The organism is Terriglobus sp. YAF25 (assembly GCF_052113305.1).
Classification (GTDB): domain Bacteria; phylum Acidobacteriota; class Terriglobia; order Terriglobales; family Acidobacteriaceae; genus Terriglobus.
Genome location: NZ_JBFRCY010000863.1, coordinates 1 through 1,703 on the forward strand (window position 1 = coordinate 1; position 1,703 = coordinate 1,703).

Here is a 1,703-nt window from a genome sequence, read left to right on the forward strand (position 1 = left end):
CACTTGCCCACCGTCTGCCTGCGCTCGGCTGCCACCTCGCGCTGGCTCAGCCCTCTTCCAAAACCCGCTTTATCAGTTGCTCTCGACCACGCACTGTCAAACGGGCATGATGGTGATAGTCCATCTGGCCTCCGAAGATACTGCTTGCTCGTCACATTCAGCTTCTCCGTTCTCGGTCAGATGGACAACAACCTATTGAAACTTCACATTTAGCCGCTGAGGGCATAGCCTTGATACCTCAGGGGCTAAAGCCGCATATCGTCGGGACTCAATACGGGACGGCTAAAAGCCGTCCCCTTAAGCAAGGCATTCGCACCTTCGGTGCGAAATGGTTGCGCCGCCGCGCAACGGCGCTGAGACAGCTTAGAAGTTCCGAGCATACGTGTCGCGTGGGAGCCCAACCTGCCGGGCGCGGTTGCGGAGGTCCATCGCAGTTGTCTCGTTCGACGGATTACCCAGAGCTACGAAATAGGGTGCGTGTCCCGTCGGCGTGAAGACCTGCGGATGGAGACTCACGTATTTGCGCTGCAGCTTCATGGCCTGTGCCTGGGCCTGCTGCTCATACTTATACGTGTAGGCGATGACGTGCCAACCGGCCCGCTCGCTCGAGGCGAGTAATGAGTTCTGTCCCTGGTGAGCTTCAGGAACGGCGGAGGGCTTAGACGACGGCGGCGGTGCAGATGTCTGCTTTGGAACAGTCTGCTTTGCAGCTGTGGTCTGCGAGGTTGCCGGTTGACCTTGGACGATCGGCGCGGGCTGTTCCCTGACCTCCGGCTTATTGGCCTCCTGTTGGTTGACCTCGTGCTTGCCACCCCCGGCAGCCCAGATCACTACTCCCAGCAAGACCGCAGCGGCACCCGATGCGATATAGGCGTTGCGGCTGATGGGCCTTGGCCTCATCGGCCTGAGCCGTCGTATCAGATCCGCGCCGATGGATTTGGTGCCGAGGTGCTGGCGCGATTGCTCAAGCAGACCGTCAAGCCCCATCTGGAGCCGCTTCCCCACCCAGCCGCTGCCGGGCGTTGGCGACGCGGTCGCGTCCGAGTCTGGGCCATCCTCCGTGAAGGGGAGTCTGTTGTGAGCGAGCACTGGCTCATCCTGGACGGAAGACGAAGCCTGGACGGAAGACGAAGCCTGGATGGAAGACGAAGTCTGGGTAGAGGGCGAAACAACCCGGCGAGAGATTGTGGGCTCCGTATCCCTTGTCGTTGAAGCGACGGCCGGCGGCATCGTTGCCGCTGCAGGAACCTGCTGCGCCGCGGGGACAACGGGGGTTTGCTTCGGCGGTTGAAGGATGCCGACGATATCTTCCGACCTCAGCGTTCCATTGAGCGCGCCCGGAATGATGCGATCGAATGGCTTTGGAAACCGTGTGGATGTATGCGCTTGCCCATCCAGGCCAAGGCAGCGAAGCAGCAGCAGGCCGAGGTCGTGAACGTCGCGCTGGCGTAGAGCTTCGCGTGCCTCAGGAGTATCCGCTTCGAAATCGCCGACGCAATCGCGGCAGCAGTCGCTGCGCAGCTTGATGACCTCTCCTGATGCGAAGACGTTGGTTGCATCCACGTGCTCATGAATCAGACCGGCGGCATGGAGGGCGGCGAGCGCACCACTCACTGCTTCCGCGACCTCCTTCGTCTCATCGACAGAGAGCACCTGCTCGCGAAGGGCGTCAGAAAGGCTGCTATCCGTGGGCTCCAGTAGAC

The 1,703-nt window shown here is 61.1% G+C and carries 1 protein-coding gene; it reads right to left on the reverse strand.

Annotated features, from left to right (window positions below):
• Positions 1-363: 363 nt before the first annotated feature.
• Positions 364-1,703, reverse strand: a 1,340-nt coding sequence (locus AB4043_RS24595; protein ID WP_442308404.1) for a hypothetical protein, incomplete at its 5' end; no start/stop codon positions are given.